This window comes from Aneurinibacillus soli (assembly GCF_002355375.1).
GTDB lineage: Bacteria > Bacillota > Bacilli > Aneurinibacillales > Aneurinibacillaceae > Aneurinibacillus > Aneurinibacillus soli.
In genome coordinates, this window is the sequence record NZ_AP017312.1 from 3,583,513 (window position 1) to 3,607,523 (window position 24,011).

At 46.8% G+C, this 24,011-nt stretch carries 29 protein-coding genes, 1 riboswitch and 1 other annotated feature; of the genes, 9 read left to right on the plus strand and 20 right to left on the minus strand.

Translation table 11 applies throughout. The annotated features are described in order from the left end of the window. Positions 1-58: 58 nt before the first annotated feature. Complete coding sequence (locus tag CB4_RS18100; protein ID WP_096467137.1) at positions 59-343, plus strand: hypothetical protein; 285 nt, start codon at positions 59-61, stop codon at positions 341-343. A gap of 40 nt (positions 344-383) precedes the next feature. Here CB4_RS18100 and CB4_RS18105 read toward each other — a convergent pair whose 3' ends face one another. Genes CB4_RS18105 through CB4_RS18125 form a run of 5 tightly spaced genes read right to left on the minus strand, consistent with a single transcriptional unit; the run spans position 384 to position 3,150 of the window. Next, the gene (locus CB4_RS18105; protein WP_096467138.1) at positions 384-794 is read right to left on the minus strand and encodes a thioesterase family protein; all 411 of its coding nucleotides are present in this window, start codon (positions 792-794) and stop codon (positions 384-386) included. Positions 795-810: 16 nt separating this feature from the next. Beyond that, entirely contained in the window at positions 811-1,590 is a 780-nt protein-coding gene (locus CB4_RS18110; protein ID WP_096467139.1) for an enoyl-CoA hydratase-related protein, read from the minus strand. Positions 1,591-1,608: 18 nt separating this feature from the next. Further along, positions 1,609-2,382 (minus strand): enoyl-CoA hydratase-related protein, encoded by a 774-nt coding sequence (locus CB4_RS18115; protein ID WP_096467140.1) that lies wholly within the window; start codon positions 2,380-2,382, stop codon positions 1,609-1,611. 37 nt (positions 2,383-2,419) lie between these two features. Then, entirely contained in the window at positions 2,420-2,812 is a 393-nt protein-coding gene (locus CB4_RS18120) for a PaaI family thioesterase (RefSeq protein ID WP_096467141.1), read from the minus strand. A 38-nt stretch (positions 2,813-2,850) separates the two neighbouring features. Next, entirely contained in the window at positions 2,851-3,150 is a 300-nt protein-coding gene (locus CB4_RS18125) for an EthD family reductase (RefSeq protein ID WP_096467142.1), read from the minus strand. A 332-nt stretch (positions 3,151-3,482) separates the two neighbouring features. Between CB4_RS18125 and CB4_RS18130 the strand changes: the two genes are divergently transcribed. From CB4_RS18130 to CB4_RS18145, 3 genes are all read left to right on the plus strand, one after another. Continuing rightward, a complete protein-coding gene (locus tag CB4_RS18130; RefSeq protein WP_096467143.1) occupies positions 3,483-4,550 on the plus strand; it encodes an HD-GYP domain-containing protein in 1,068 nt (355 codons plus the stop codon). 303 nt (positions 4,551-4,853) lie between these two features. Beyond that, a complete protein-coding gene (locus CB4_RS18140) occupies positions 4,854-5,378 on the plus strand; it encodes an acyl-CoA thioesterase (RefSeq protein ID WP_096467144.1) in 525 nt (174 codons plus the stop codon). A gap of 29 nt (positions 5,379-5,407) precedes the next feature. Further along, complete coding sequence (locus tag CB4_RS18145) at positions 5,408-5,752, plus strand: hypothetical protein (RefSeq protein WP_096467145.1); 345 nt, start codon at positions 5,408-5,410, stop codon at positions 5,750-5,752. 761 nt (positions 5,753-6,513) lie between these two features. Here the strand turns inward: CB4_RS18145 and thiC are convergent. The 8 genes from thiC to CB4_RS18185 form a co-directional block, all read right to left on the minus strand. Then, on the minus strand, positions 6,514-8,301 hold the full coding sequence (gene thiC / locus CB4_RS18150) for a phosphomethylpyrimidine synthase ThiC (protein WP_373681378.1): 1,788 nt from the start codon (positions 8,299-8,301) through the stop codon (positions 6,514-6,516). Positions 8,302-8,420: 119 nt separating this feature from the next. Further along, positions 8,421-8,535, minus strand: a riboswitch (TPP riboswitch). Between the two features lie 168 nt (positions 8,536-8,703). Next, on the minus strand, positions 8,704-9,642 hold the full coding sequence (gene rbsB / locus CB4_RS18155) for a ribose ABC transporter substrate-binding protein RbsB (protein ID WP_096467147.1): 939 nt from the start codon (positions 9,640-9,642) through the stop codon (positions 8,704-8,706). Between the two features lie 31 nt (positions 9,643-9,673). Continuing rightward, complete coding sequence (gene rbsC, locus CB4_RS18160; protein WP_096467148.1) at positions 9,674-10,615, minus strand: ribose ABC transporter permease; 942 nt, start codon at positions 10,613-10,615, stop codon at positions 9,674-9,676. A gap of 2 nt (positions 10,616-10,617) precedes the next feature. Then, positions 10,618-12,105 (minus strand): sugar ABC transporter ATP-binding protein, encoded by a 1,488-nt coding sequence (locus tag CB4_RS18165; protein ID WP_096467149.1) that lies wholly within the window; start codon positions 12,103-12,105, stop codon positions 10,618-10,620. Between the two features lie 18 nt (positions 12,106-12,123). After that, on the minus strand, positions 12,124-12,519 hold the full coding sequence (gene rbsD, locus CB4_RS18170; protein WP_096467150.1) for a D-ribose pyranase: 396 nt from the start codon (positions 12,517-12,519) through the stop codon (positions 12,124-12,126). A gap of 4 nt (positions 12,520-12,523) precedes the next feature. After that, a complete protein-coding gene (rbsK, locus tag CB4_RS18175; RefSeq protein ID WP_096467151.1) occupies positions 12,524-13,441 on the minus strand; it encodes a ribokinase in 918 nt (305 codons plus the stop codon). A 4-nt stretch (positions 13,442-13,445) separates the two neighbouring features. Beyond that, complete coding sequence (locus CB4_RS18180; protein WP_096467152.1) at positions 13,446-14,432, minus strand: LacI family DNA-binding transcriptional regulator; 987 nt, start codon at positions 14,430-14,432, stop codon at positions 13,446-13,448. A 138-nt stretch (positions 14,433-14,570) separates the two neighbouring features. Continuing rightward, positions 14,571-15,053 (minus strand): hypothetical protein, encoded by a 483-nt coding sequence (locus CB4_RS18185; RefSeq protein WP_096467153.1) that lies wholly within the window; start codon positions 15,051-15,053, stop codon positions 14,571-14,573. A gap of 186 nt (positions 15,054-15,239) precedes the next feature. Here CB4_RS18185 and CB4_RS18190 point away from each other — a divergent pair, with 186 nt between their 5' ends. Beyond that, positions 15,240-15,407 carry a Spo0E family sporulation regulatory protein-aspartic acid phosphatase gene (locus tag CB4_RS18190; protein WP_157738056.1) on the plus strand — a complete coding sequence of 56 codons (168 nt, stop codon included), beginning with the start codon at positions 15,240-15,242 and terminating at the stop codon, positions 15,405-15,407. A 66-nt stretch (positions 15,408-15,473) separates the two neighbouring features. Here CB4_RS18190 and CB4_RS18195 read toward each other — a convergent pair whose 3' ends face one another. Continuing rightward, positions 15,474-15,656 carry a hypothetical protein gene (locus CB4_RS18195; RefSeq protein WP_096467155.1) on the minus strand — a complete coding sequence of 61 codons (183 nt, stop codon included), beginning with the start codon at positions 15,654-15,656 and terminating at the stop codon, positions 15,474-15,476. A gap of 212 nt (positions 15,657-15,868) precedes the next feature. On the opposite strand from CB4_RS18195, the gene CB4_RS18200 reads away from it, so the two are divergent. Together CB4_RS18200 and asd are read left to right on the plus strand one after the other, a co-directional pair. Further along, on the plus strand, positions 15,869-16,468 hold the full coding sequence (locus CB4_RS18200; protein ID WP_096467156.1) for a hypothetical protein: 600 nt from the start codon (positions 15,869-15,871) through the stop codon (positions 16,466-16,468). Positions 16,469-16,509: 41 nt separating this feature from the next. Beyond that, complete coding sequence (asd, locus tag CB4_RS18205; RefSeq protein ID WP_231956066.1) at positions 16,510-17,364, plus strand: archaetidylserine decarboxylase; 855 nt, start codon at positions 16,510-16,512, stop codon at positions 17,362-17,364. Between the two features lie 69 nt (positions 17,365-17,433). Here the strand turns inward: asd and CB4_RS18210 are convergent, their stop codons facing one another. Then, positions 17,434-18,186, minus strand: a complete 753-nt coding sequence (locus tag CB4_RS18210) for a hypothetical protein (protein ID WP_096467157.1) — start codon at positions 18,184-18,186, stop codon at positions 17,434-17,436. Positions 18,187-18,299: 113 nt separating this feature from the next. On the opposite strand from CB4_RS18210, the gene CB4_RS18215 reads away from it, so the two are divergent. Then, a complete protein-coding gene (locus tag CB4_RS18215; protein WP_096467158.1) occupies positions 18,300-19,007 on the plus strand; it encodes a hypothetical protein in 708 nt (235 codons plus the stop codon). A 55-nt stretch (positions 19,008-19,062) separates the two neighbouring features. Here the strand turns inward: CB4_RS18215 and CB4_RS18220 are convergent, their stop codons facing one another. Further along, entirely contained in the window at positions 19,063-19,485 is a 423-nt protein-coding gene (locus CB4_RS18220; protein WP_096467159.1) for a CoA-binding protein, read from the minus strand. A gap of 153 nt (positions 19,486-19,638) precedes the next feature. Between CB4_RS18220 and CB4_RS18225 the strand changes: the two genes are divergently transcribed. Beyond that, positions 19,639-20,232: a class I SAM-dependent methyltransferase gene (locus CB4_RS18225; protein WP_096467160.1), complete on the plus strand. Its 594-nt coding sequence runs from the start codon at positions 19,639-19,641 to the stop codon at positions 20,230-20,232. Positions 20,233-20,292: 60 nt separating this feature from the next. Here the strand turns inward: CB4_RS18225 and rplT are convergent, their stop codons facing one another. From rplT to CB4_RS18245, 4 genes are all read right to left on the minus strand, one after another. Further along, positions 20,293-20,652, minus strand: coding sequence for a 50S ribosomal protein L20 (gene rplT / locus CB4_RS18230; RefSeq protein WP_096467161.1), 360 nt, complete (start codon positions 20,650-20,652; stop codon positions 20,293-20,295). Between the two features lie 48 nt (positions 20,653-20,700). Beyond that, positions 20,701-20,898 (minus strand): 50S ribosomal protein L35, encoded by a 198-nt coding sequence (rpmI, locus tag CB4_RS18235; protein WP_096467162.1) that lies wholly within the window; start codon positions 20,896-20,898, stop codon positions 20,701-20,703. 23 nt (positions 20,899-20,921) lie between these two features. Next, positions 20,922-21,500, minus strand: coding sequence for a translation initiation factor IF-3 (gene infC / locus CB4_RS18240; RefSeq protein WP_096467163.1), 579 nt, complete (start codon positions 21,498-21,500; stop codon positions 20,922-20,924). Beyond that, positions 21,466-21,603, minus strand: a sequence feature (ribosomal protein L20 leader region). It overlaps the preceding gene by 35 nt. A 72-nt stretch (positions 21,604-21,675) precedes the next feature. Next, the gene (locus CB4_RS18245) at positions 21,676-23,928 is read right to left on the minus strand and encodes a bifunctional diguanylate cyclase/phosphodiesterase (protein ID WP_231956276.1); all 2,253 of its coding nucleotides are present in this window, start codon (positions 23,926-23,928) and stop codon (positions 21,676-21,678) included. Positions 23,929-24,011: the final 83 nt, after the last annotated feature.

The window sequence follows — 24,011 nt, forward strand, 5'->3', positions numbered from 1 at the left end:
CGCTATATAAACGAACCAATTATAAAGCGTTATACAAAAGTGGGATGGAGGAAATTCAATGAATATAGCCGAGGTAGAGGTATCAGGTCTAATAGCCAGCTCTTATCCGTATGAAGCACACATCTTACATATTCAGCGCTCGGATACAACGAATACAGAAGTGATTACCTGGCAGTTTGCGAACGGTGAACTTGTTCAGCTTATGCTGTATAGTCCGGATGATGCGGTCCTACTCTCCGTATCGCCTGCTATCGTTCTTCCAGAAGAAAATGAAAATGGACATTTCTTTACCGCAGGCGAGATCAAACTTTTTCTATCTCGCATCAAAAACCATAACGTGTAGCCAAAAAGCCGGAGTCATATGATTCCGGCTTTTTGGCCGGTTACGTTGCCGATTCAAGCGCCACGCGCAGTTCCTGAAGCTTCTTCTCCATGCGTGCCTTGCGAAAAATCGCCTGTATAAATGTCCCCTGCCCAATCACTCCGTGTGATGTACGAGCAGTTACGTCACATACAACCCGGCGTTCTCCTACATCTGTGCAAACCGCGGTAAACACAACTTTCTCACCTACGATAGCTGGCCCCGTATGCGTAATCGAAACATCGTAACCTGCCCCTTCTTCTCCCTCTTCGAGATAAGGCAGAATGACATGCCGCCCGGCTTTTTCCATATAATAAATCATCGTTACCGTAGACATGACTTGATGGACCACTTCCCCATCAAAAGCGGGACGCATATCGTCTGTCACCATAATCTCAATGGTCTCTGTAACACCCGGCGTAAGTCCCTTCATACCCTCACCTCCACTGTTATTTCCCCTGGAACAACGGTGCACGCTTGTCGAAAAACGCCTGTACGCCTTCTTTATGGTCAGCCGTATTCCCTGCAATATCTTGAGAATATGCTTCATACTCAAGCGCTTCCTCAAGTGTCATATGAAGACTTTTGTACATCGCCTTTTTAATTAAACCAATGCTTCTCGTCGGCAGTGCTGCCAGACGCTCGGCATATACACGTACGCTTTCCGCGAACTGCTCTGCTGGATATACTTGATTAACCATGCCAATGCGGTGCGCTTCCGCAGCATGTAGCTTATCCCCGCTAAGCGCCAATTCAAGTGCACGTCCGATGCCTACGATGCGCGAGAGGAAATAGCACCCACCGGAATCCGGCACAAGTCCAATATTAATGAACGCATTGCTGAACACAGCATTATCTGCCGCCAGCCGAAGATCACAGGCAAGTGCCAGACTCATTCCAGCTCCTGCTGCTGCACCGTTCACAGCCGCAATTACCGGCTTACCCATATTTTGAATCTGCATGACCATCGGATTGTATCGCTCACGTAATAATGCGCTGAACTCTACTGGTTCGCCCGACTGTACTTCTCCGAGATCTTGTCCGGCATTGAACGCCTTGCCTGCACCGGTAATGACCACGCAGCGCACATCCGAATCTTTCTCCGCCTGTTTGAGTGCCGTAATAATTTCCTTGTGCATCTGCTTCGTAAACGCGTTATACCGCTCCGGGCGGTTTAGCATCAGCACCGCCACATGGTTTGTCACTTCATATTGAATCGTTTCGTACATTGAGCTGCGCCTCCTTCATTATTGTCCGGTAAAATTCGGCTTCCGCTTTTCTATAAAAGCATTCATACCTTCCGCCTTGTCTTCACTGGCAAACAAAAGATAGAAACAATTACGTTCATATTCAAGCCCTTCGGTTGTTGTCGCATCGACTGCTTTGACGACAGACTTCTTAATTAGACGCACGGCAAGCGGAGGCATATCAGCAATGCGACGGGCTGTTTTTAATGCTTCCGCTCGGCATAGTTCAGCCGGAACCACCCGATTAACAAGTCGGTACTGCAGTGCTTCGTGTGCTGTAATCGGCTCACCTGTCAAAAGCATCTCCATCGCTTTCAACTTGCCAACCGCTTTCGTCAGGCGCTGTGTGCCGCCCGCACCAGGCATAACGCCAAGCTTCACCTCAGGCTGCCCGATTCGTGCGGTCTCGGATGCGATGACAATATCACAGCTCATCATCAGTTCACAGCCGCCGCCGAGGGCAAAGCCGCTAACCGCTGCAATAATCGGTTTTGTCACAAGCGAAATTCGATCCCATACAGCAAACTGGTCTTTGACGAGCATCGAGACGACTCCATCATGCGCCATCTCTTCAATATCTGCTCCTGCAGCGAACGCTCGCTCCTGTCCGGTAATCACCATACAACGTATCGTTTGATCCCGGTCAAACGCCTCAAGGGCCGCTACGATCTCCTCGACCATCTGAAGGTTAAGCGCATTCAATACGTGCGGTCGGTTCAGCTCAATGATTCCAACATTTCCTTCTACTGAAACGGTAATGAATGTATCGTTCATAGCTATCTCCTTACTTATTCAACAATTGCGGGTGGTCTTACCGTGTAACCGCTTTCGATTTTCGTGCATACGTACCAAGTGCAACAGCTACAAGCTCGCCTTCTCCTGTCCGTACTTCCGCTTGCATGACAATCGTCCGTCCGCCGCGCTTTATAACTTTGGACTGAGCAATCAATTTGTCTCCGCGTGCAGGAGCTAGATAGTTGACTTTACTCTCGAGGGTAACACACTGCTGCACGCCATCAATATGTGGGGCAGCTGCATGCCCCATAGCCACATCGGCCAGCGTACTTGTTACACCGCCATGGACCACGCCCTCGATACTATTATAGTGTTCAGGTCGAATATCGAGCACAACTGTGCATGTATCCTCATCCTGATGCTCGACTACAATGCCGACATATTGATTAAATCGGTTGTTGGATAACATCTATGATCACGTTCCTATTCTGCAAATGCCAGGATGAATTACTCAACTTCTGCGAAATGCATCGAAACCAGCTTACCTGCGAATCCCATCAGATCCTTGCCTGCTGCCCGTCCTTCTGGAGCATTCAGTGCTTCTGTGAGCGCTTCCTTTGTTTCAAAATACATCTCTGCGATCAGGTGAAGATTGCTATCTCCCATCGGTCCGCCATAAATCCGATTCACCTCTAACTTAATCAAACCTGGCATTTTGGCTGCAAGCGGCGCGTGCACCTCATTATAGTGGGTATCAAATGCTACTGTATCTTCCGGCTTCTTATAAATCGCAATTAACTTAATCATATGTCCCTCCATGTATAAACGAATTAATATTACAAAATAATTATATAGCGTATAAAAATCGTATAGTAATAGTTAAAGTATAGTATTAAACAGGAACAAACGTCAATATTTTTAGATAATTTAATATACTTTCTCTACAGTTCCCATGACCTTTCCTGGGCCTTTTTCATTATCTTATTACTTTTTTTCATCAAGTGAAATAATGCAATATTCCTGCATGTTCCATAATATCCAACCGATAGTTGAAATGCGTAGAAGTCTTACGATATGATCTAACTAATTACAATGGATCAGTATATAGATAGAAAGACAGGCTTTGGGAGGGACATGATGTGAATCGTAAAAAATTATCGTATCTGCTAAAGGATACTATTCTAGCAGAAGATATTTATTCAAATACTGGCACATTGTTGCTTGAGAAGGGCACCCGACTACGCGGTACAGATATTACACTCCTTTTTAACCATGATGTTGATAGTATTATGGTAGATGATGACGCTAAACATATTAAACGTGAAGTGATTGAGCAAATCCGGGACATTACCGGAACAACTAATAAGTCGTTCGGCAATTCTTACGTAAACAATCTTGATCAAATTAAAAGAATGTTTGAAGAAATCGAAGAAAATCGTCCTATTTCCCTTCATTCATACCTGGCCAGTTACTCCAGTCTGCTGGAATCGGCACTCGAGAATACATCCATGCTGCTAGCCCTGCATAAAGTACGCGGCTTCGATGATTATACATATCGACACAGTCTCAACGTCAGCCTACTATGCGGCGTGATCGCCCGTCTGCTTCATCTCTCGCCAGATGATATCTGGTTGTACGGTCAGTGTGGACTTCTGCATGACATCGGTAAACTCAAACTTAATCCGATTCTCATCCAGAAAGACCACAAAAAACTTACAGACAAAGAAAAAGAAGAGCTTCGTTCTCACACTACATACGGATGCGAAATTCTCTCTTTAGTCTCCGGCACAAACGATATCATTAAGGAAGCTGCACTGTACCATCACGAATACCTGGATGGCTCCGGTTATCCAAAAGGTCTGCAAGGAGATCAGATTCCGTTCACGGCACAGGTAGTCGCTGTCGCCAATGAGTATGATCGGTACTGTTCTGATCAAGTAGGTTCCCCACATGTTTCACCCTATCAAGCCGCACAGGAACTAACAAATGCTGCTTTCAACAATCAATTGAATCCTCGCATTGTTCTTCCTTTCGTACGCTTTATTGTCGGCGGCTATATCGGCCATAATGTGACCCTCAATGATCAGACACGTGGAACCATTGTCTATCTAAACCCGGATGAACCATTACGCCCACTTGTTAAAACAGAGACAGGCTATATAGACCTGCGCCAGGCACGTAAGCTTTCTATTATCGAAATCGACTGATCTCACAAAAAAGCTCCGGCCATCTACCAAACATGTAGACAGCCGGAGCTCTTTTTTCGATTTTTGTATCCGATTATCGTCCTGCTGGTTCAACAAATTGCAGAAGTTCCTGATCCGGTCCATGGAAGAAAATTGTCCGACCACCATCAATCGCTTGCTTCGGTTCCTCTGTCGTAGTATGTATATCATCTTACCATACAACCCTATGTACTGAGCCGATGAATGCAGTTTCTAACAAGCAAAATTCGTGCCAGTATGGTAAAATAGCAAAAAAGTATTGTCATCTCGTAGGAGGACCACATCATGATACAACAAACAATACCTGCAAAATATGTACACGAGTCGCGTACCATTAAAGAAAGTATGGTGTTGCCACCTGATACAAACCATCACGGTACCATGTTCGGTGGAGAGGTTATGGCCTACATCGATGATGTTGCAACAATTGCCGCTACAAAACATGCTCGTCACCCAGTTGTAACTGCGTCCACCGATTCCGTTGACTTCCTGCATCCAATTAAGGCAGGCTACGCGGTGCGTCTAGAATCGTTCGTTACCTGGACACACAAAACGTCAATGGAGATTTTCGTCCGTATCGTTTCAGAAGACCTGCTGACCGGTGAAAAAATCGTCTGCGCCACCTCGTTCCTGACATTCGTAGCACTTGATGAAGCTGGCAAACCGATCTCCGTACCGCCTATTGTACCGGAAACACCAGAAGAAATTGCCCTGCATGAATCCGCCCCGCGTCGTGCCTCCGTCCGCCGCGAACGCCGTAGCGAAAGCAAAGTATTCGCCGCAGAGTTTGGGATCACGAACCGGGGATAATTCTTATTTGATAGAACAGGAGAGACACGATGAGTACGATGCACCCAACCCTTGATTTCCGTATTGATGCCTTCCGTCCGATGATGGACGAACCTACATTCGAGCTATTCACAGACTGGTGCGACCGCTACCAGGAAGATACGATGCCATATCCATTCGCTATGTTAAGCTGGATGCTTGATGATTATAGCTACTGGGGCAAGCAGATTGGCAAAGAGAACCTGTATGAGTACTATTATGACGCACTTGAATTCGATGAACTGTACGCGCTGTTGTACAAAATTCAGGCGTTTACGCTATACGGCTACGGCAACTGGTCAAACAATGACCGCAAACGCAAAGGGCTGCAGCCGGTTCGATTTAAACAAGTATAAAGGCCGTCAGGAAAGAGACTGTCCCAAGCCAGAACATGGCGAGAGGGGCAGTTTTTTTGTGGTATCGACAACGTGTGGTGGTGAGGGAGTGAGAGAAGGGAGGAGCCGTTCGTTTCGGTACGCTTGCAGGGAAGTGGGAACTGTCCGCTCCGGGAGCCCGGCGAACTCGCCCGCAAAGAAAAGCATGTGATGTTGATTCACTGAAGAATTGCGGGCAAAAGCCCATTCACCGTTCTCCCTCCGCTGAGTAGACGCGTACAGGTACTCTCTTGCTCCTCCCTTCTCCCACTCCCCGCACAACGTTTCCATTTACCAAAAACATGCCACGCCAGAGCGAATCTGCTCGATCGCCATTGGCTTCTCGAAAGGTAGCTTCCTTGTTTTTTACTTGCATAGCAAAGCTCAGCCTCTTGATATTGCTTAAGGATTTTTATCCAAACTGTGTCAGGAGCGGGGGCGGGCGGGGCAGCGGAACGCCTGTACGCGATTCCCCTAGCGGAAGGAGCCGAGCGAACGGGATTTTGCCCACAATGCTTCGATGCAAATTCATCTTGGGCCTTCTTTTGTGGGCGAGTTCGCTTGGCACCTGGAGCGGACAGTTACAACTTCTCCGTAAGCGTACCGAAGTGACGAGGCCCCGCCCGATCCCGCTCCTCCTCCACATTTTGGAGAAAACCACCACTAAGAAAAAAGAGGCTCCTCTCAGCCGCTTTGTTACAGCTTTTGAGACAGCCTCCTCCTTTCAATCACGCTCTTCTTGCTCAATTATAAATTTGGCTTCCTGCTACACGGAATTCATCCGCTTTTTCTTTCATTCCCTGATTCACTGCTTCTTCTGTATCCAACCCATTGTTCTTCGCGTATTCACGAATATCCTGTGTAATACGCATACTGCAAAATTTCGGTCCACACATCGAGCAAAAATGGGCTGTTTTCGCTCCCTCTGCCGGGAGTGTTTCATCATGATATTCGATCGCACGTTCCGGATCAAGTGAGAGGTTAAATTGATCTCTCCAGCGGAATTCAAAACGCGCTTTAGAGAGAGCATCATCGCGGATCTGGGCACCTGGATGTCCTTTGGCTAGGTCAGCAGCATGCGCAGCTAGCTTATACGTAACAACCCCTACTCGGACATCTTCTTTATTTGGCAAGCCAAGATGTTCTTTCGGTGTCACATAACATAGCATAGCTGTTCCATACCACCCAATCATAGCGGCTCCAATAGCTGATGTAATATGATCGTATCCTGGTGCAATATCAGTTGTCAGTGGACCTAATGTATAAAATGGCGCTTCCTGACACACTTCTAGTTGCCGATCCATGTTTTCTTTAATCTTATGCATTGGTACATGTCCCGGTCCTTCTACGATCACCTGTACGTCATGCTTCCAGGCAATCTTCGTTAATTCCCCGAGTGTTTCCAATTCAGCAAACTGCGCATCATCATTCGCATCGGCAATGCTTCCCGGGCGCAATCCATCTCCAAGCGAGAAGGCAACATCATACGCTTTCATGATTTCGCAAATGTCCTCAAAATGTGTATATAAGAAATTTTCCTGATGATGAGCCAGACACCAGGCCGCCATAATGGAACCACCACGCGACACGATACCCGTTACCCGTTTCGCGGTAAGAGGAATATAGCGAAGGAGTACTCCAGCATGGATTGTAAAGTAATCCACCCCTTGCTCTGCTTGTTCAATTAATGTATCGCGGAAAATCTCCCACGTAAGTTCTTCAGCCTTTCCTCCAACTTTCTCAAGTGCCTGATAAATCGGAACAGTCCCAATCGGAACGGGAGAATTACGCACGATCCACTCACGTGTGGCATGAATGTTTTTCCCCGTAGAAAGATCCATAATCGTATCCGCACCCCAGCGAATCGCCCATGTCATTTTTTCTACTTCTTCCTCAATCGAAGAGGTAACAGCTGAATTCCCGATATTGGCATTAATTTTCACATGGAAATTACGTCCAATAATCATCGGCTCAGTTTCTAGATGATTAATATTAGACGGAATGATAGCACGTCCTGCTGCAATCTCTTGTCTTACAAATTCCGGCTCCATGTTCTCACGAATCGCAACAAACTCCATCTCAGGTGTGATGATGCCGCGACGTGCATAATGAAGTTGCGTGACACTTTGCCCTTGTTTCGCACGAAGTGGTTTCCGAATCAGTCCAGGAAATACCTCATGATTCTCCAATGCTTCTCCAAGACGCAGACCATTATCTTCCGGCTTTACAGCTCTGCCTTCATATTCCTCAACATCTCCACGCTCTTCAATCCAGTTCTGACGGATTTTCGCAATTCCTTCTCGAATGTTTACCTCACATGCTTCATCTGTGTACGGACCACTCGTGTCATAAATGCGCACCGGTGCATTTTCAACTACCTCTTCCCCGTTTTGGGATGGAGACAAGGCAACCTCACGAACGGGTACACGAATATCTGACCGTGACCCTTCTACATATATCTTCCGGCTGTTCGGAAACCCTTTTACTTCCCAATTTTTCTCTTGCATGTTTCTTCCTCCTTTTTCGTGCATACTACACAAAAGGACAGGATAAGGATCAGCATAATAAAAGCCGGGCCCTATACAGGGACCCGGCTCGTTATACATGAGAGATCTAGCAAGGCATAGACGAATGCCTCGTAGCTACAGATAACTCATACGAACTACTTTCCTACGCTGGTATGATCCAGATCAGGTCCCGAGGGTTTAGAAACGTAAGCGCGTTTCAATCTCAGCCCGAACTCTCGGACACCCCTAGTAGTAAACAGATTATTTTTTGTTTTACTAATGACTACATAAGACACCTTATCACTCTCTACTATAAAAATCAATATCGGATGTACGATTAATGTATATCCAGAAGTTGATTGGCTTTGCTTTTCATTTCTTTTGATAAGTCTTTATATTTTTGTTTATGTTCAACTTTGATTTTCTCTATTTTTTCGTAATCAACTCAAGCTTAACTGGGATGCTCGCTGGAACTTTCTCTCCATTTACTACTTTTTTCGCAGCTTCTACCGCCTGTTTTCCAATTAGTTCTGGCTTCTGGGCAATTGTGGCGCTCATTCGGCCATCTTGTACTGCTTTTACAGCGTCAGCAGTAGCATCAAATCCGACAACGACCACATCTTTTAAGCCTGCTGCCTGGATCGCCTGAATGGCTCCGAGCGCCATTTCATCATTATGAGCAAATACGGCTTTGACATTTTTGTTACCCTGAAGAATGTTCTCCATTACGCTCAATCCTTTGGCGCGGTCAAAATCAGCCGGCTGCTTCGCTACAACTTTTACGCCCGCTTCTTTATCGATAATTTCATGGAATCCTTGGCCACGCTCACGAGCTGCCGAGGACCCAGCAATGCCTTCAAGTTCAACCACATTGCCCTTCTTGCCGATTTTATCTAGCAAATATTTGGCTGCCATACGGCCACCCTCTACGTTATCAGACGCTACATGAGAGACAACCTTGCCCCCTTCTGCACTACGGTCAACCGTAATAACCGGGATATTGGCATTATTGGCAGACTTAATCGCAGACACAATCGCGGCAGAGTCCGTCGGATTTACCAGAATAACATTGACCTTACGCTGAATCAAATCCTCAATGCCGGAGATTTGCTTCGCCGGATCATCCTGTGCATCTACTGTCACCAGTTTCATCCCGTTAGCGGTCGCTGCTTTCTCTGCTCCTTCTTTTAAGCTGACGAAAAATGGATTGTTTTGCGTAGAGACAGCCAGACCGACCGTTACTTCTCCTGTCTTGCCACCTTGCGCACTCTTATTATTGCTCGTGCCTGGAGCCTGCGTCGTGCAGCCTGCTAACAGAGAGATGCCAAGCATTCCGGCTGCCATTCCTTTAAAAAGTCGTTTCATGTGTAATACCCTCCTTAAGTAGATAAATGAATTAGGCTGCTTTTTTACGGTCAAGAAGCACCGCCAGCAGAATAACAGCCCCTTTGACTACCTGCTGGTAGAAAGAGGAGACTTCCAGTAAGTTCAGGCCGTTGTTCAGCACCCCGATAATCATGGCACCGATCAATGTACCAAAAATCCAGCCGCGCCCACCTGACAGGCTTGTCCCACCAAGCACAACAGCGGCGATTGCATCCAGCTCGTAGCCCATTCCGGCATTCGGCTGTGCGGAGTTCAGACGGGAGGTGAGAATAATCCCGGCCAGCGCCGACAAAAAACCCGTCAGCGCATAAATGTATATTTTGACACGATCTACCTTGATGCCAGACAGAAGAGATGCTTCCTCATTCCCTCCAATGGCATATACTCGGCGACCAAATGCTGTCCTGCGGAGAATAAAATACAGAAGAATGAAGGTAATTACCATCCAAATAACTGGAACGGGAATGTAAGAAAAATAACCTGCACCCAGCATCGTAAACAGGTCGCTATTAAATCCGGTAATTGGACGCCCGTCCGTATATACAAGTGCCAGCCCACGGAAAATCGTCATCGTAGCCAGTGTCGCAATGAATGGCGCAACTTTTCCTTTTGTAATCAACAAACCGTTGGCTGCTCCCATTACCGTACCCGCCGCAAGACCACACAAGATCGCAAGCACTGGGCTCATACCATTCGTCATCGTACTAGCCGTAAAGGCACCGGAAAGTGCGAGCACCGCGCCGACAGACAGGTCAATGCCGCCAGTTAGAATGACGAACGTCATCCCGAATGCAATAAGCGCGTTAACAGACACCTGGCGCATTACGTTTAGAATATTATTTTCAGTCAAAAAATCCGGGCTCATAATCGACAAAATCACAATAATTACAAGAAGCCCAACCAGCGAACCAAGCCGCTGTATACTCGTAGAAAATGTTTTGGTAGTTCCCATTGTTACTTCCCTCCGGTCGCCGCGTGCATAATCGCTTCCTGCGTTGCACCACGGGCATCCATCACAGCAGTCAGCTTTCCTTCATGCATGACCAAAATCCGATCGCTCATGCCGAGAATCTCGGGCAACTCAGATGAGATCATGATAATCGTGACGCCTTCCGCTGTTAGTTGATTCATAATGTGATAAATTTCTTTTTTGGCCCCGATATCAACGCCTCGTGTCGGCTCGTCTAGAATGAGAATTTTCGGCTGGATGCCAAGCCACTTACCGATGACGACTTTTTGCTGATTGCCACCCGACAGTGATTTGACACGCTGTTCTGAATCCCTTGTTTTGATGTTCAGACGTCCGATCATATCACGTACAAGTTGCTTTTCTTTCCCGGTCGCCATCAAGCCATTGTGAGATAAGACAGGCAGATTGGGCAGAGCAATATTTTCACGTACCGACAATTCGAGCACAAGTCCCTGTGCTTTGCGATCTTCCGTAACGAACGCAATCCCGTGACGAATCGCATCTTCCGGTTTGCGAATCGTAATCTCTTGCCCATCGAGTACAATTCGACCGCTCTTCTTTGGCACCATACCGAATAAGGTTCGCATAATTTCTGTCCGCCCTGCTCCCATAAGCCCTGCGACACCTAGAATTTCACCCTGGCGTACGGCAAAGCTAATATCACGCAGGATACCGCCATCGCTCAAATTCTCGACACGAAGCCGTTCTTCCCCCGGCTTGACGGATCGTTCCGGGAAGCGTTCCCCGAGCTCTCGGCCAACCATCATCTGTACGATGCGATCAAGCGTCGTATCTTTAATAATCTCCGTTCCGACAAACGTACCATCACGCAAAACCGAGATACGGTCACAAAGAGCAAAAATCTCCTCCATCCGATGCGAGATGTATACCACGCCGACACCCTGAGCACGCAGGTCACGAATTACACTGAACAACGCCTCAATTTCCCGCTCCGTCAGGGCCGCTGTCGGCTCATCCATAATCAACACTTCCGCATTCAACGATAGCGCACGCGCAATCTCGATCATCTGCTGCTGCCCAATGGAGAGCGTCCCCGCCTCTGTATCCGGATCAATCTGAACCCCGAGCCGACCTAAATACTCTTTTGTTCTGGCCTTCATTTCTTTTGTGCGCAGCACACCAAAAGCCCCTGTCAAATCTCGCCCGAGAAACATATTCTCCATTACGGTTAGCTGTGGAATAATGTTAAGCTCCTGGTGAATGACCGCGATCCCCTTTTCCTCCGCGTCCTTCGGTCCACTGAACTCCACTTCCTCTCCACGCACTCGGATCACGCCTGAATCTTTCGGATAAATGCCGGTCAAAATTTTCATTAACGTTGATTTTCCGGCCCCATTCTCACCCATTAGCGCGTGAATTTCACCTTTGTCGAGCGAGAAGGAAACATCTTTGAGTACATGCACAGCTCCGAACGATTTGCTGATGTCCGTCATTTCAATTACTTGATCCATGCGTATCCTTCCCTCGCTTTAAAAAATAACACCCGCCTGCAAAATAATATTGGCGTACGGTGTTGCCTCTCCCGTTCGAATGATCGCCTTCGCCTGTTGAGTGAGTTCCTTGAACTGCTCATGCTCCATATATGAAACCTCTGTCCCATTCAAAAGCGACAATGTCTTTTCTTTCACGATGGGATTGTGCTCTGTGATCTCAGAAGCAAGCACAACACGCTCTGTTTGCATATCGGTAAGTACCACTTCAAGTGTCTCCAAGAATGACGGCAAGCCCCGTTTCAATGCCAGGTCAATCCGTGTCACGCCATCCGGGATCGGCAACCCGCAATCTGCGATCACAATCGTGTCCGTATGACCAAGACGGGCAAGCACGGCAGTAATCTCACTGTTTAATGTGCCATGTTTTTTCATGTTGCTACTCCTTCATCTGCCCTAAAAATTGCTCGACTTCCTCCTGCGTCGGCATGCCGCCCTGTGCACCGAATTTGGTCACTGACAGGGCACTCGCCGCAACTGCATACCTGATTGCCTCATCCATATCAGCTCCACGACCCATCATGACAGCCAACGCTGCGTTGCACGTATCACCAGCGCCCGTTGTATCGACCACATTAACTTGAAAGCCCGGCTGGTGAACGACATTGCTACCTTTTTGCTTGTAGTATGCACCATCTCCGCCTTTTGTCATCATGATGCTACCTGAATATACCTGCATCATCTCGCGGAAATCATCTGCCTGCTCTGGGGTACGACCGAGCATCATCGCCAATTCATATTCATTAGGCGTTACAACCGCTACCCCTGCTAGCAGTTCAGCGGGAAGTGCTGTGGCTGGAGCCGGATTCAACACAACGGGTACGCCATATTTACCGGCGATCTGAATGGCTTCCGCTACAGCAGCAAGCGGGATTTCGAGCTGCAGCAGCACGACATCTGCCTGCTTAATCGCAGCTTCTGCCTGTCGGACTTTTTCAGGTGTTACTGCATGATTGGCACCCGGCACTACAATAATTGAATTGTCTCCATTCTCTACCACGATAGAAGCGATGCCAGTCGCTGTGTGTGTAATCGGTTCCACATAGTCGACATTTACGTTTTCTTCCTGCAAACGTTGAACGAGTTCTGCTCCGAATCCGTCGTTTCCGACACAGCCGACCATGGTGACATGTGCACCAAGCCGGGCACATGCTACCGCTTGATTGGCTCCCTTCCCACCAGGAAGCGTGGAGAAGCCCGTTCCGAGCACGGTTTCTCCAATAGCCGGAACGCGCGGTGTTTCCGTCACCAGGTCCATATTGATGCTTCCAATGACTGTAATACGTGGTTGTTTCACAAAACTACCCCTTCCTTGTTGTACCCCGTTCCACCATCTGAACATCGAGACAGTAATGAAGTGAATCAAGCGGCTGTTTTTCAATCTGCTTAATCAGCATACGAGCCGCCAATGCCCCCATATCATAGATCGGCTGGGCAATCGTTGTCAGTTCCGGGAATACAATCTCACTGAGTGCGATCCCGTCATATCCGACAATCTCGATCTCATACGGAATCGTCCGCCCCAGTACCTGCACGGCTCGCATCGCACCAATCGCCATCATATCATTTCCAGCAAAGATTCCATCCACATCGGGATGTGTTCGAAGCAGTTCAAGCGTCGCTTCCATCGCCCGTTTCATTTCATACTTACCCGAAACAATCAGACTTCTGTCAAACCAGTCTATATCCTGTACAACATCAAGATATCCCTGACACCGTTCTTCCGCGTTCAGGAGATGCTCCGGTCCCCGGATATGAGCAATTTTTCGACAGCCCTGGCCGAGTAAAAACTCAGTCGCCATCTGCGCCCCTTTTCGGTTATCTGACATGACAGTCGGAATCGTATCTCCTTCAATCAATCGGTCTACCACGACAACCGGCATGTCAAATTCCCGAACATCTTCTACAGATAAGGCATTCGAGGCTACAATCATTCCATCGATGTATTTTTGCTTTAGAACGTCAATATAGTGTTTCTCTTTCGAAGCACTTTCATCCGAATTGCATAAAATAACGGTATAGCCATACAACTGCATGACATCTTCCACCGCACGTGCAAGTTCAGGAAAGAACGGGTTCGTAATATCAGGCACCAGCAGGCCGATCGTGCTCGTCTTTTTGTTGGACAGGCTACGTGCTACGAAATTCGGTGTATAATTCAGCGCCTTGATTGCGTGTAGCACCTTTTGTTCCGTATCCGTATGTACATATCCGCTTCGGTTTAATACACGGGAGACTGTCGCTACCGATACACCTGCGAGCTTCGATACGTCCTTAATCGTCGCCATTATTTCTTCCCCTCTCATGTGAAATCGGTTACACATGACATAGATAAAACCTTATATAAATAAGGTTTCTCTCATGCGTAACCGATTACACATACTATAAAACGAAAACGAGTTATGTGTCAATCTCCAAACTCGTCCTCATTCTGTATGAGATTCTCCATACCAGGCCTGAACCAGTCGAGCTTCCGATGAAAATGCATCCGTCTCATACTGCTGGATACTCTGAATAATCCGACGGGACTCTTCTACAAGTATCCGGATACCGCGCAACAGTGTCCGACTTTGACGGCGCCGCACCTCTTCTGGAAGTGCCGCATACGGCGTAAGAAGGCGTGGGATATCTTCTCCGACGATATGAACAATCCGGGTGCAAAGCGGCTGTGGCATAACGAGCGCATACGGAACAAGCAGTTCAGCATGCCACAGCAAGTGTCGGCATGCGTCTGCCACATCATGATCTATTTCACTTCGATCCCGCATCACACTGACCAGTCGCTGCCATCTCTTTACGGTATGAGACAGCTCATATGTATGATCCGGTGCGTGAAACTCGGATACACGTAGTGCAATATTTGCACCATAACACCTACGATTCTTCCAAGCTTGCCACCATTTTTTCATCCGAATTCTCCTTTCTTCTGCCTTTTTCTTTCTATTACAGTATTTCCTGTTTGTCCGTTCCTCTTACCTATTTGTAGCAAATTGTCGAACGATTACACTTGTCAAATCCCATAAAATTACCAATAATAGTGTAGTGTTTGTTAACCGTGAACAATGCAAAACCAAGATAAAGGCGGTCTAAACAAAATGGAAACTGAACACAACTTGCCGGATAAAATCGAAGAACTGAAACATGTTCTTGTTTTAACAGCAACCAAACATGATTTTGATTTCCAAAATCCACGTGTACTCCATCTAAGTCGAAAACTGGACACTCTTATTCTGAAATCGATGAGAGAAACCTATTCTTCATAATCGAGATCTCCGGCACGCAAATGAAAAAGAACCTGCCATAGTGGCAGGTTCTTTTTCGTGTCCATATTATTGCTCACCGTCACTAAGCTTCATATCGCCCATGTTCTCCATTGTGGACGCATTCATCGCTTCACCGCTCGGAGACGGCTTCGCAGGCTTGTTCGCATCGCCCATATATGGCGTGTCCTCGACATGGCGATGATACGCCGGGTCCTGATGAGGGTAATTGCGCACTGTTCGTTCTCCCATATGGATATCCTCCTTGTATAAGAATGAAGTAAGCGCTTCTAGTTTTCACCGCACCTTCCACCATTATTCTTTGTCTTATTTTACCTTCTTAGTTTTGTTAGAAACTTTGTTACAAAAATAGAACCATTTCGTTTTGCCCAGAAAAAAAGAAGGTTTTTCTGTTATAAAGGGAGAAGTAGTCTATATTACATAAAAAACGAGGGGATTATGTCATGAAACCACGAATCCAATCATTACTTGTCGCTTTTTGTCTCGTTTTCGGTTTTCAGACCGTCCTACATACCCCGGCAGAAGCTGCTAAAAGCACCAGGACCTTAGTCCAGAAAAAAACGGTACCTACCGTTGCCATTTCTGGTGATAAGACATTTATAGCACATACTAAGGCCGCGCTTGCTTTGTTGAAAGAAAAATCTCCGGATGACTATGCTTTAGTCGTTCAATATGTCGGCCTTATTAAGCAAGATGCCTTCAGCGGCATGGCTGCCTATGAAAAAATCCCAACATATAAAGTCGGGGCTACGACATCGTCTTCAACAACAACATGGTATGCCAGCACTATTGTGCATGATGCATATCATTCCAAGCTATATAACGACTATGCCCGCACAAAAAAAACAGCGGTCCCCGATGACATATGGACCGGCATGAAAGCAGAAATGCAATGCCTCACACGCCAGACCGAGGCGTTAAAAAAAATAAAAGCACCTTTATCGGAACAGAAATACGCCCAATCCTTACAAAACCAGAACTGGTGGGATAGCAACGGAGACGGCCTTTATACAGAAGAAGATGAACGTATGAGAAGCTGGTAATGTGTGATAGAATATAATGATACGCATTGATTCTGTACCTTATGAAAGGACCATATACAAACGTGATAGATTCGCTAGCCAAACATATCATGACCGCGCTACCGCAAAACGCTATTTCTCGTGCGGTTGGCAGCCTGGCTCGTTCGCCGTTTAGTCGATATGTAATAAAACCTTATATTTCACTTTTTAATGTCAATGTCGAGGAGATTGAAAAACCACTCTCTGATTATCCGCATCTGACCGCCTTCTTCACCCGCCAGCTGAAATCAGGGGCACGTCCGATCTGCCCGGATGCTAACGCACTGGTTAGCCCGGTTGACGGTCGTGTTGCCCAGTTTGGAACGATTACAGACGGCACGCTCATTCAAGCGAAGGGCATCAACTATACCGTAGAGCAGCTGCTTGGTTGTACGCCGGAGCAAGCTGAACGCTATGAGGGCGGTGTATTTCTTACAATTTATCTCAGCCCTCGCGATTATCACCGGATTCATATGCCACTTGCAGGTAAACTGACACACGCCACGTACTTGCCGGGCCGCTTGTTCCCTGTCAACCGTATCGGTGTCCATCATGTACCAGGTCTATTCACGAAAAATGAGCGTCTCATTACATATGCAGATACGCCAGCTGGTGAGATGGCCCTCGTAAAAGTTGGAGCGTTTGTTGTAGGAAGTGTGCAAGTTCCGTATGGCAATCATACAACGAATGTCCGAAACGGACGTGCCTACTCAATGGAGTTGTCAGAACTTCCTTATGAGAAAGGGCAGGAAGTCGGACTTTTTGAATTCGGCTCCACGGTTGTCCTGCTTTTTGAAAAAGACCGTATTACGTTTAACAATCGTATTCAGCCCGATGCCTATTTACAATACGGTGAACGCATCGGGGTATTCCGTTAATCTCTCTACAAGCGAAAAAACAAGGCTGTCTCCATAGCTGTAATACAGCTATGGAGACAGCCTTATGCTTTATGTATGCGTATTTAGATAGCGCCCAAATCGGTCCATCACCCACAAGTGGATGAGTGCCTGCGTCAGCCGATACAGCGGCCACGGAAGACGGGGCACAAAATTATGAAGTGCAGTGATGATCTCTCCAGTCCCGACTATCTCTCGAAACTCAAGCCGTCCCATACGCGCGTTTGTTTCCTTTTGATTTGCTAGCAAGCCACCTGTAATGCGGTATACGTGACAGCCCAACATACTCTCTTCTGCATCATACTGTAGAATAAGCAGCGAGAGCGGAATGTACATAGCCCGAAAGTGAAAAACACCTGCTTCTTTTGCTTGCACCTGCACAAACGGAGCCAACTCTTTTGGAAGCCAGTTCATATAGACGTCCCCTACCCACGCCGCATCCCGGTTAGGTGGAAGACGAAAGCGCTGAATAGAGGATACTGTATTCCCATCTTGCCACTGGCTGGGCTCAAGCGTTACCTCCCCCTCGCCCTCCTCTCCTTCTCTAACGGAAACGCCATACGCTTCCAGAATGCGAGGAAGTTCTGGACGGATTCCCGGATGCGTAATACAAGATGCTCCTGTAAGCGCCGCCGCCCGACCAACTGTATCAGCATACAAAACAGCCCTATCTTCCACGCTCCCCTGTACAAGTCGGGCGGAACGGGAAGATACACCGCCGCTGTAATAAATAGATGATTTCCCCTGAATTACTTCTCTTGTTTCTGCAATGGAAAACAAATCGATATATTTTTTGCAATTCATGACCTTTGTCCTCAATAAACTTCTTATTTTTTGTCTGAAATGACCTTCAAAAAAGATAAACAATATGCGAATATTATATAAAGAAAACTGTTCGAACGAAAGGAAGCTTTACTATGAAAAAATGGATGCAATCTCCGATGCGTATTAAACGCATATATTTGCTTGCCGCAGTAGGGATCGTTGTAATTCTAATCGGCATAGTCGCCACCCTATTCTCTAAGTCTGACAGCCCGACAGCAGCTCCACAAACTGTACAGCCTGCTCCAGATGCTACTCAAGCTGTCGCTTCCTCTGCTGATGCAGCGGACTCAAATGTAACGCAGGTACCCCTTAACAAAACCCGGGAGGAAGCCCAGGCGGAAGGTTTGCTAGATGATGAAGAAACTGTTTCAAAATCTTCAAAGCACAATCGAACCTCTACTTCTTCGGAGTCTTCCGACAAACAGACAGTCGACAAAACGAGCGTTACTCCAAACACTCCATCTGTCACGCCCCCAGCAGTAACTAGCAACGCTACTACTTCTGTACAGACAGGAACTGGACTAGATGCTACTACTGTGAGCCAGCTTCGCAGCTACGGCATTCGAGAAGGAGACCTGTCCAAAATCGACAAAATGGTTGCGGATGGTTTTGATCCAAAAGAAATCGCTCAATCACTGCGCAAGAACGGCAATAACAATCTTGCCTCTGTAATCGATCAAGTTCCACGGCGTCCGAAAGCAGAACCTGCACCGCAGGATAAGAAGAAGGACGAAAAAGTAGAAAAACAGCTGAAAAAAGAAGAGAAGAAGCAAGATCAGCAAGACAAACAAAACAACTAAAAAAGAGGCTGTCTCAAACGCTGTAACACAGCGACTGAGGCGGCCTCTTCTTGTCTTATTTGCGGCGTACAAGCAAAGCATGATCAACTTTAATGCACTGGTCCATAATGACCGTAATGCCTGCTTCCTGCGCTTTCTGGGCCGCTTCTTCATTATACACACCCTGCTGCAACCAGATCGCTTTTGGGTTCAGCTTGATTGCCTCTTCGATAACAGGACCTACTTCTTCACTGCGGCGGAATACATTCACGATATCCACCGGCACAGCAACCTCCGTAAGTGATGCAGCGGCTTTCTCACCGAGCGCTTCTTCAATCGTCGGATTCACCGGAATAATTTTGTACCCGTTGTTCTGCATCGCAGCAGAAACCATATAACTTGTCCGATCCGGTTTATTAGACAGACCGACTACCGCGATCGTCTTCGCATTCTCAAGTAGTTCTCGGCGTTCATCCGCGGACGGATTCATAAATGTCATAACAATCTCCTCCTTCTTGTATGTACCTCTTTATTTTCTTCGCGATGAAAGTAAATAATCCCTTTTTCTTTATTACTTTTTGACATATCGATGCATTTGGTGTATCTTTCGCTTATTGCTATAGATAAAAAGCATTCACAAAAGGAGAAAACCATGGAGAAATTACTTTTCCTGTACAAGTTTTTGCGTTCACCCAAAAGCATAGGAAGCATCACCCCCAGCTCTCGTTTTCTCACCCGCGCTATGATGCAGTCGATTGATTGGTCCCATGTTCGCACGATTGCAGAGCTTGGCCCTGGAACAGGTGTGTTTACCCAGTATATCGCTGACCATAAGCAGCCTGACTGCCATGTATATGTATTTGAAAAAGATGATAGCATGCGCAAGCGACTTGAACATCTCTACCCATCGTTCAACTTCTATGAAAGCGCGTCGAACATTAATGCAATCCCAGACATTCAGAATCGAGGAGGTCTTGACTGTATTATCTCGGGCCTGCCGTTTATGAATTTCCCGCAAGACTTGCGTAACCATATTATGCAGGGAGTAGAAGAAGCTCTTGCTCCAGGTGGACTTTTTATCGCCTTTCAATATTCCACTCAGATGCGTCGCCAGCTTGATGAACGATTAGAAAGGCGATCAATCCGTTTTGTGCCATTGAATCTTCCACCTGCTTTCGTATACTGCTACCGCAAACCACTCTCCTCTTCGCAGCATCAGGTACAACAGAAGCTATCGGGTTTATAAAAACAGCACAAAAACGGCTGACATGTTAATGTCAGCCGTTTTTTATCGGAAAGCGTGAAATTACGCGTTCAGTTTTTCTTTTGCAGTAGTAGCAAGTTGAGCAAAAGCTGCTTTATCGTTCACAGCCATGTCAGCAAGCATTTTGCGGTTTACTTCGATACCTGCTTCTTTCAGACCGAACATGAAACGGCTGTAAGACAGGCCATTGATACGAGCTGCTGCATTAATACGAGTGATCCACAGTTTGCGGAAATCACGTTTTACCTGACGACGGTCACGGTATGCGTACAGCAGGGATTTCATAACCTGTGCGTTAGCAGATTTAAACAGACGGTGTTTAGAACCGAAATAACCTTTAGCAAGCTTTAATACTTTTTTGCGGCGATTGCGCGCAACATTTCCACCTTTAACTCTTGGCATTGATGTTCTCCTCCTAAATCAATTCGATCAGCTTATCCGAAAAAATTATTACAAATATGTCAGCATAGAAGCAATACGTTTTTGATCGCCGCTAGAAACAACTGCGCCTTTACGCAGGTTACGTTTGCGCTTCGGAGATTTTTTCTCCAGGATATGGCTTGTGTAAGCATGGGAGCGTTTCAGTTTGCCGCTTCCAGTTTTTTTGAAACGCTTTGCAGCGCCACGGTGAGTTTTCATTTTAGGCATCGTACAAATCCTCCAATCAGAAATTACTTGTCTGTTTTCGGGGCGAGAATCATAATCATGCTACGCCCTTCAATTTTCGGCTTACGTTCAACCGCACACAGATGCTCCACTTCTTTAGCGAGCTTCTCCATTACCTGCTGACCAATCTCAGCATGTGTAATGGCACGTCCACGGAAACGAATCGTCAGCTTCACTTTATTTCCATTTTCAAGAAACTTCACAGCATTGCGCAGCTTCGTTTGGAAATCATGTTCTTCAATGGTTGGAGAAAGCCGAACTTCTTTAATCTCCACCACTTTCTGGTTTTTACGAGATTCTTTTTCCTTCTTCTGCTGTTCATACCGGAACTTACCGTAATCCATGATCCGGCACACTGGCGGCTTTGCGGTAGGCGCTATGTTCACCAGATCGAGTTCTTTTTCTTGCGCCAAGCGAAGCGCTTCACGTAACGGTACAATCCCTGCCTGCTGGCCTTCCGAATCAATCAAACGAACCTCACGAGCACGGATTTCCTCGTTGACTAAATGCTCCTTGCTAATAACCTGCCACCTCCAAAGGAATTTGGACCAAAGCAAAAAAATGCGGACGCACTGCGCCCGCATGTATCAATCATTCCATAATGTTACAACTATGGAAGTATCAGATACCTGCTGACAGCTCATCGTGCGTCACGCAGGTGAGAAGCGGGTGCTCCTGCTTTGGATTCCGTTATTCATTGCACTTTTCATAGTATAGCGCATGATATATGTCACGTCAAGGTTTGCCTCAAAAATATTTTTAGTGCGGCATGGACTGTGCCAGCTCGCAGTCTTCTACAAAAGAAGTCCCCGAAATTTGTTTTGCCGCTTTTTTAACTTTCGCTGCCATTTCTGCTACTTGATTCGCCGTGCTGTATTTTCCCGGCTCGCATCGAACAGCAGCAAGTGAGATCGATAGCACCGGTTTCCCCCCTTCCCCTCGCTGTTCAAACTCCACAAAATGCGAAGAGAAGTATTCTAAAATGTATGCTACGATTCCTTCAATCTCAGCCGGTGGACCTATCAGAATGAAATCATCTCCACCAATATGACCGAGAAAGCTCCCCTTGCTCCCGGTCACCCGGATCGCCGTCGCCATCATCTGTGCAGTCCGGCGAATGATCTCATCCCCTGTCTCAAAACCGTACTGGTCATTAAACCACTTGAATTTATCCAGGTCACAGTACAGTACCATAAACAGTTCTGCCTGACTAAGTCGGGATGCGATTTCTCTTTCGATCCGGAGATTGCCAGGAAGACCCGTCAGCGGATTGGACACCGCCGCAATCTCCAGCCGAGCTTTGGCCAGTCTGTCAAGCAAACTCTGGACCGATACCACTCCGATATAGTTCTCCTTCTCTGTTACAATAATGACATCATACAAATGGAACGACTCCCGTTCCATCGACAGCTTGGCTACCTTCTCAATATTTTGTCGGCTATCTACCACAAGCGGACTATTGTTCATAATTTGTGCAACCGATTTCTCATAGTACAGCGGTACGCCATATTGGCCCCCTAACACACGGTACAGCTGAAAGCGCATAATCAGCCCCTTCGGCTTCTGTCCATCCAGCACAACAATGCTGTCAATCCTCGTATTCCGTTCCAAAATGTGATGAACCTCCCGTACGGAAGCCTCCTTATTTACACAAATCGTGCTCATGACAATATCTCCGACCCGATTTGTTGATTCATCCAATACAATCGGCTGACGCTCCTGTTCGAGCTCCCTAATTTTGTTAATGGCTTCGTCATTAGTAGGCGCAAATTCTCGCTTCGGGCGTCCAAGCCAGTATCCCTGCCCATAGTCAACACCGAGCTGAATAAGTGTTTCCAGTTCTTTTTCCGTCTCAATTCCCTCGCCAATAATCCGGCATTTGACTTTATTGGCGAACTGGACAAATGTCTCGACAAGCGCCTGTTTAACCGGGTCGCTGTCAATGTTGCGGATAAGCGCCATATCGAGCTTAATATAATCTGGATAAATCTCCGCAATCGCTTCAAGGCTTGAATAACCTGCCCCCGCATCATCTACTGCAATCAAGTAGCCCTTCTTACGGTATTCCTGAATCACCGTACGAAACGATTCGAAATTTTTGATCGCATGCCGCTCTGTAATTTCAAATACGATATTATGTGGATTCAGTTGATATTCTTCCATCAACTTGAATACATGCCCCCGTAGCAAAAATGGATCATCAATGCTTCTCGCATCAAGATTAATAAATAACTTGGCAGACGGATGCATCTCCTGTAGACGATCAATCGCTTTGCGCCGACACATCGATTCCAGCTGAAAGCTGCGCCCTGTCTGTTCAGCAAATGAAAACAACGGTCCTGGCGAATAAAAAGGCGAGCCTTCTGGACCACGTACAAGCGATTCCCATCCAAGCGGCACACCTGTTTTCAGTGACACAATCGGCTGTAGTACCGTATGAATGTCTTCCTTCTCCATGATCGTACGGAACTGCTGCATATGTTTGAACTCATTAGACATCAATTCATATTTTGCCATCTGGCTGGCAAATTTTACAGAAGAATACATCTCTTTGGACAGTTCAGCTCCCGAGACATTCGCATATCCGATATGTACGGAAACTTCGCTCATATGCGAATAGGTAAGTTGGCGATTCAGCTCCCTTTCTACTTCCTGCTTTAAATCTACACATAGCCCGTGTAAAAATATATCGCTCACTTCGTGTTTAGCCGAGATGTAGACCGCATAATCGTCTCCCCATAGCTTTTGAACCGCAATCAGCCGCACAGGCGGTTCCATAACTTGGCGGCAAGCTGCGAGCAGTGCATGGTCCATCTGTTGCAGAACCCGACTCGTAACCAGTTGACCAAATTTGGCTTCAATCTCAGATAATTTAATGATATCGAGATACAGAAGCACAACATGGCGTGACTGCGCCAATTCGGCTTCCAATAACTTTTTGACCTGCATCCGCTGGTCTGTATAGACAAATGGATTTGCTTTTTTGCGCAAACGTTTTAAAAAAGGCAGCATCACACACTCCCCTCCTCTTCCCTCCATTATGCCAACGAAATTTTAAGACTGTGTAAATCTCATGTAAATAACGAGAAAATATA

Coding starts and splice junctions, on each gene's coding strand:
- CB4_RS18245 (WP_231956276.1), bottom strand. CDS start 23,928: ATGCTGCCTTTTTTAAAACGTTTGCGCAAAAAAGCAAATCCATTTGTC.
- CB4_RS18195 (WP_096467155.1), bottom strand. CDS start 15,656: ATGGGAGAACGAACAGTGCGCAATTACCCTCATCAGGACCCGGCGTAT.
- CB4_RS18165 (WP_096467149.1), bottom strand. CDS start 12,105: ATGGATCAAGTAATTGAAATGACGGACATCAGCAAATCGTTCGGAGCT.
- CB4_RS18145 (WP_096467145.1), top strand. CDS start 5,408: ATGAGTACGATGCACCCAACCCTTGATTTCCGTATTGATGCCTTCCGT.
- rplT (WP_096467161.1), bottom strand. CDS start 20,652: ATGCCAAGAGTTAAAGGTGGAAATGTTGCGCGCAATCGCCGCAAAAAA.
- rpmI (WP_096467162.1), bottom strand. CDS start 20,898: ATGCCTAAAATGAAAACTCACCGTGGCGCTGCAAAGCGTTTCAAAAAA.
- CB4_RS18200 (WP_096467156.1), top strand. CDS start 15,869: ATGAAACCACGAATCCAATCATTACTTGTCGCTTTTTGTCTCGTTTTC.
- CB4_RS18120 (WP_096467141.1), bottom strand. CDS start 2,812: ATGTTATCCAACAACCGATTTAATCAATATGTCGGCATTGTAGTCGAG.
- CB4_RS18140 (WP_096467144.1), top strand. CDS start 4,854: ATGATACAACAAACAATACCTGCAAAATATGTACACGAGTCGCGTACC.
- rbsD (WP_096467150.1), bottom strand. CDS start 12,519: ATGAAAAAACATGGCACATTAAACAGTGAGATTACTGCCGTGCTTGCC.
- infC (WP_096467163.1), bottom strand. CDS start 21,500: ATGCGGGCGCAGTGCGTCCGCATTTTTTTGCTTTGGTCCAAATTCCTT.
- asd (WP_231956066.1), top strand. CDS start 16,510: ATGAAAGGACCATATACAAACGTGATAGATTCGCTAGCCAAACATATC.
- CB4_RS18220 (WP_096467159.1), bottom strand. CDS start 19,485: ATGACATTTATGAATCCGTCCGCGGATGAACGCCGAGAACTACTTGAG.
- CB4_RS18100 (WP_096467137.1), top strand. CDS start 59: ATGAATATAGCCGAGGTAGAGGTATCAGGTCTAATAGCCAGCTCTTAT.
- CB4_RS18125 (WP_096467142.1), bottom strand. CDS start 3,150: ATGATTAAGTTAATTGCGATTTATAAGAAGCCGGAAGATACAGTAGCA.
- CB4_RS18180 (WP_096467152.1), bottom strand. CDS start 14,432: ATGGCGACGATTAAGGACGTATCGAAGCTCGCAGGTGTATCGGTAGCG.
- thiC (WP_373681378.1), bottom strand. CDS start 8,301: ATGCACGAAAAAGGAGGAAGAAACATGCAAGAGAAAAATTGGGAAGTA.
- CB4_RS18110 (WP_096467139.1), bottom strand. CDS start 1,590: ATGTACGAAACGATTCAATATGAAGTGACAAACCATGTGGCGGTGCTG.
- CB4_RS18115 (WP_096467140.1), bottom strand. CDS start 2,382: ATGAACGATACATTCATTACCGTTTCAGTAGAAGGAAATGTTGGAATC.
- CB4_RS18215 (WP_096467158.1), top strand. CDS start 18,300: ATGAAAAAATGGATGCAATCTCCGATGCGTATTAAACGCATATATTTG.
- CB4_RS18185 (WP_096467153.1), bottom strand. CDS start 15,053: ATGAAAAAATGGTGGCAAGCTTGGAAGAATCGTAGGTGTTATGGTGCA.
- CB4_RS18105 (WP_096467138.1), bottom strand. CDS start 794: ATGAAGGGACTTACGCCGGGTGTTACAGAGACCATTGAGATTATGGTG.
- rbsC (WP_096467148.1), bottom strand. CDS start 10,615: ATGGGAACTACCAAAACATTTTCTACGAGTATACAGCGGCTTGGTTCG.
- CB4_RS18210 (WP_096467157.1), bottom strand. CDS start 18,186: ATGAATTGCAAAAAATATATCGATTTGTTTTCCATTGCAGAAACAAGA.
- CB4_RS18190 (WP_157738056.1), top strand. CDS start 15,240: ATGGAAACTGAACACAACTTGCCGGATAAAATCGAAGAACTGAAACAT.
- CB4_RS18225 (WP_096467160.1), top strand. CDS start 19,639: ATGGAGAAATTACTTTTCCTGTACAAGTTTTTGCGTTCACCCAAAAGC.
- rbsB (WP_096467147.1), bottom strand. CDS start 9,642: ATGAAACGACTTTTTAAAGGAATGGCAGCCGGAATGCTTGGCATCTCT.